The sequence below is a fragment of the Asaia sp. A2 genome (assembly GCF_057319415.1).
In genome coordinates, this window is the sequence record NZ_JBXWTO010000035.1 from 1 (window position 1) to 4729 (window position 4729).

Consider the following 4729-nt stretch of genomic DNA (forward strand, 5'->3'; position numbering starts at 1 on the left):
GGTGGCCATCCTCAGCCAGCTGGTTACGGATTTCGGCAAGGGTCAGGTCGTCCTGCGCCGCGATCAGGGCATGGATCCGGTCGGCCTGTGCTTCGATCCTGTGTGACAGTCGATCCCCACCGCGTGGCTTTGCTGCGGGGCTGCCAGTCGACGCGGCCAGGGCACACCAGCGAACGGCACTCGCCGGACTGACGCCGAAGCGCTCGGCAGCCTGCCGGCGGGACAGGCCCTTTGAAACCGCCGCGACAACGCGGGCACGCAGATCCAGAGACAGGGTGCGTGACGACATCCAGCGCCGACCTCCATCCCGGCCGTCACCTTGAATCAGATCACACACAGATTGGGAATCCCAAATGATTCAATCAGCAAAGAAAACGCTCTAAATCACCAGCCAGCTCCATCAACCAACGGTTCTTCGATCTCTCCAGCTCGCTGCGTAGAGGCGGGGAATACACGGCCTCACCATGGGAGAACGCATGGGTGAAAGCCCTCCATAGACCCCGCAAATTCTTGTGATCAAGAATGCAAGGAGAACGCCATCAAGGCGGAATGAGCGTGTTAAATCTCATCTTCTGTTAACGATTGGCTCCTAGAACTCGACGTTCTCGTCAAAAACCGAGGACAGGGGCCGTTACATGATTCTGAAGCTGATCATACTTCTCATAGGTTTAGGCGTTGTAGAAACTATATTGGTGAAGGTTTTCTCCTTCATCGGCGATCGTCTGGTGTATCTGGGGCTGTTCGATGGTTCCTTGGAACGACTCGCATCGATCTGCGAGACCGCAGCCCTGATGTGCTTTTCGTGTGCCGCCGGCTTCTTTTTCCTTCGCTTGATAAGCCGCCTCCGCGCCACGGACACTCGGGAGGGGCGTGACGCGGGGCCTGGCTGGTGATTACAGCGACCTACTTGAATCGGGTCTGGTCAGCTGGGATTCTTGTCAGTCCCTATCTGCAAAGCCGAATCTGAAACGAAGCCGCCCGCAGGTTATATGAAGGGGCAACGAGAGGATTTATTAATCATTCCGACGGATCAATGAAAGGCTACGCGGAAAAAAGGCTCGTCCCTCTCATGTTCAGTGTCTTTCGGTTTAAGGCCAAGATTGCACTTGTTGCAATAACATTGACGTTGGTTACATTTATCGGTTCAGGTTTTTTAGTCAATAACCAGTTAAAATCCGGCGAGCGCTATCGCTCATTCATCAATTCAGATGACCGGGGCACGATCATGCTTGCGCGCATCAGCGACAAGCTCAACGCACTCCTTTACGCCTCTCATCTCCTGATCGATCAGGCGAACAGCCCCTTCGTCGGTGAGGTTGTAACGCGGTTCCAGAAAGATATGCGAGGAACCCGTGATATCTTTGCTGAGGCCGCGAGGGTGGATCCGCGTCTCGTCTCCACGCTGGATCCGCTATTGGGACGCTATGGTACTTTCGAGCAGCAGCTGAACAGTCTGCTGGTTGCGCTGAATAAAGGCGATGTTACCAAAATGCGCCAGATCGCCCAGGCGTCTGACCAAGACGGGGTTCACCTGGCAATCGATATCGGGGCGATCACGGGCCGCCGTATTACGCATGTTGAGAGCGCATCAAACCAGCTCGCTCATGATGTGAATGTTTCTGTCCGTAATTGCGTCATTGGCCTGGTGCTCATCCAGATTCTTATTCTTTTCGCGACCCTGCTTATGAGCCAGAAAACGATCGTATCACCGCTTCTGATGGTGAGGGATCGTATGCTCGGTATTGCTGAAGGACGGCTGGACGAGAGCATTCCCTGTCTTGAGCGGGGAGATGAAGTTGGAGATATGGCCAAGGCGCTCAGCACGATCCAGGGTGGTTTGCAACGAGCAAAGGTTCTGGCTGCCGAGCAGGCTGTCGAGCGGGAAGCTGTTGCCAAGGAGAGGGCCGAAAACGCGGAGCGTGTTGCGAGAGAGCTTGAAGAGGAATCCCGTGCAGTCGAGGCTATCCGCAAAGGGCTATCGGCAGCGGCCGAGGGTGATCTCGTTTATCGTATTGATGTTGCGCTGCCGCAGCGCCTTCAGGTCATGAAGACGGATTTCAATGACGCGTTTGAGCGTTTGAACCAGACATTCTCGGTGATCCAGCAAAGCGTTATGGCCATTGGCTCTGGTACAGGCGAGATCTCTGTCGCTTCGAACGACATGTCACGGCGCACCGAGCAGCAGGCGGCAAGTATAGAGCAGTCCTCAGCCGCGATCGAGCGCGTTGTGAGCATGCTGCGTGACTCCGCAGACAGCGCGAAGAAAGCCGCTTCGGTGACTGATGACACGCGACTGGGTGCTGAAAAGTCTGGCGCGATGGTTCATAACGCCGTGAACGCGATGAGCCAGATCGAGAGTAGCTTTGCCCAGATCAGTCAGGTGATCGGACTTATCGACGAAATTGCTTTCCAGACAAATCTCCTTGCATTGAATGCAGGGATAGAGGCCGCCCGAGCCGGGGATGCAGGACGTGGTTTTGCCGTCGTCGCGACAGAAGTGCGCACTCTGGCTCAGCGTTCGACTGAAGGCGCTCGTCGCGTAAAGGAGATGGTTTCGAGTTCGAGCGATTTTGTTTCCGATGGTGTAAGGCTGGTACGCGAAGCCGGTGGGGCTCTAGGTATTATCCTGAGTCAGGTTGGGGAGATTGACAAGCTCGTCGCGGAAATTGCTCATTCCTCGACGGGTCAATTCTCGGCAATACAGGAGATCAACCTGGCGGTTGGAGAGATGACAAAATCTACTCAGCAAAATGCAGCCATGGTAGAAGAAAATACTGCAGCTATTTCGTCCTTGGACAAAGCCGCAAGCGTACTTCGTGATCGGGTCGCATTCTTCCGGTTGGAACAATGAGGCACGTTCTGGAGAGCATGAGCTAGAACGGACCGACCTCACGGTAGCCATTTCAATCGTGGCTACCGACTCTCTCAAATATGAAAAAATGAAGAAATTTGCGAGTACTACATCGCGAGGCGATTATATTGTGTAATATGCTGGCGTGGCGAAGTTTTGAAAACTAAAGCTAGAGCCATGATATAACGTCATATATTTATCATATAAACGGTCTGTATTCATGTCGGATTTGATTTCTAGTTCATCGACATCCTCCGAATTTGCCGAGATAGCCAGTACTCCGCCGCGTATCATGGCAGATATTGTGGAAACTGTCCCGGTATTGAGGGGGGATGATATCGGAGCTAGGGTAAATCAGCTTTTCACGGATAACGACAATCTTTCAATGATTGCTGTTTTACATGAAGATGGGCGACCGGTCGGGATTATCGATAGGCAGTTTTTCTTCGCGGTTATGTCAGGACGTTTCGGACGTTCACTCTACACCCGACGGAAGGTGGGCTTACTCCTCAGAGGGCCAACCAAAGTTGTCGAATACGATGTGGCCATAGCAGATTTCACTCGTTCACTCCTTGGTGCCGACGCACACGATCTCTATCGCGGTTTCCTCATAGTGCGAGAAGGGCGGTACCTTGGAGTTGGTTCGACCCTCTCTCTGGTTCGAGCTGCGAATCTGCAGAATGAAGCGTCTGCCATACGTTCAGCAGAAACGGCTGAAGACCTTCGTCAGGTCATCGCGGCTATCTCCACAAGTGTTGAAGCGGTCTGCAGGGCGTCGTCGTTTATTCGGGAGGGAAGCCTCACATTATCTGGGCATACCCAGAGACAAACCCAGGATCTCACGATTGCTGCCGCAAGTGTGCGAGAGATGAATGATGCAGTGCAGGTAAATGCGGAGGACGTTGCTTCAGCCAGGCGGCTCGTTTCAGATATCAATGAACAAGCGGGCTCATTCAAGGATATTGTTGGTGAGACAGTCTCGGCCATATCCGGTATTGCCCAACGCTACTTCAATATGGTCGAGAGCCTCCGACTGATAGAAGATATTAGCCTGCAAACGCGTTTACTCTCGTTCAACGCTGCGGTGGAAGCCGCTCATGCTGGAGAGGAAGGTAAGGGGTTTGGCGTTGTCGCGGATGAAATCCGATCACTCGCGCACCGCTCGGCGAAGGCCGCGCAAGTTATTGCTGAGCTCGTGACCCAGTCTCAGGAGACCATGAAAAAAGGCGTCGCACTTACTGAGAAACTTGCTAGTGGCATGGAAAGCATAACAAGCCAAGTTGCAAGCGTGAACAATTTCATTAGAAGTATTGAATATACAACCAAAAACCAAGCCAATAGTATTGGAGAAATAGATAAAAACATCAGATCGATCGAGGACGTTGCTGGCAATAATATGTGCATGACCGAAGATGTTAATAGAAATTGCCTCGACCTGGACCATCAAGTCGTCTCGTTGAACTACTTTCTCAAACGGTATGCCTGTTAGGATCAAGATCAATGCGTTTACGTGACATGACCTGGCTGGGACTTCTCGAGGAGACTACAATCGAGAGATCAACTTTGAATGGCGGATAAGGTGGAGAGATCGAAGAACCGTTGGTTGATGGAGCTGGCTGGTGATTTAGAGCGTTTTCTTTGCTGATTGAATCATTTGGGATTCCCAATCTGTGTGTGATCTGATTCAAGGTGACAGCCGGGATGGAGGTCGGCGCTGGATGTCGTCACGCACCCTGTCTCTGGATCTACGTGCCCGCGTTGTCGCGGCGGTTTCAAAGGGCCTGTCCCGCCGGCAGGCTGCCGAGCGCTTTGGCGTCAGTCCGGCGAGTGCGGTTCGCTGGTGTGCCCTGGCCGCGTCGACTGGCAGCCCCGCAGCAA

Annotated in this window: 5 protein-coding genes; 4 read left to right on the forward strand and 1 reads right to left on the reverse strand. The window is 53.1% G+C overall.

The features are described 5' to 3' along the window. On the reverse strand, nt 1–289 hold a 289-nt coding region (locus ACWNRM_RS15105), incomplete at its 3' end, for a helix-turn-helix domain-containing protein (RefSeq protein ID WP_485169504.1). Nucleotides 290–635: 346 nt separating this feature from the next. Here ACWNRM_RS15105 and ACWNRM_RS15110 point away from each other — a divergent pair. The 4 genes from ACWNRM_RS15110 to ACWNRM_RS15125 form a co-directional block, all read left to right on the forward strand. Then, nucleotides 636–893 carry a hypothetical protein gene (locus ACWNRM_RS15110; protein ID WP_485171501.1) on the forward strand — a complete coding sequence of 86 codons (258 nt, stop codon included), beginning with the start codon at nt 636–638 and terminating at the stop codon, nt 891–893. A gap of 140 nt (nt 894–1033) precedes the next feature. After that, on the forward strand, nt 1034–2851 hold the full coding sequence (locus tag ACWNRM_RS15115) for a methyl-accepting chemotaxis protein (RefSeq protein ID WP_485171500.1): 1818 nt from the start codon (nt 1034–1036) through the stop codon (nt 2849–2851). A gap of 220 nt (nt 2852–3071) precedes the next feature. Continuing rightward, nucleotides 3072–4340: a methyl-accepting chemotaxis protein gene (locus ACWNRM_RS15120; RefSeq protein ID WP_485171499.1), complete on the forward strand. Its 1269-nt coding sequence runs from the start codon at nt 3072–3074 to the stop codon at nt 4338–4340. A 229-nt stretch (nt 4341–4569) separates the two neighbouring features. Further along, a partial coding sequence (locus ACWNRM_RS15125; protein ID WP_485171503.1) for a helix-turn-helix domain-containing protein occupies nt 4570–4729 on the forward strand: 160 nt, incomplete at its 3' end.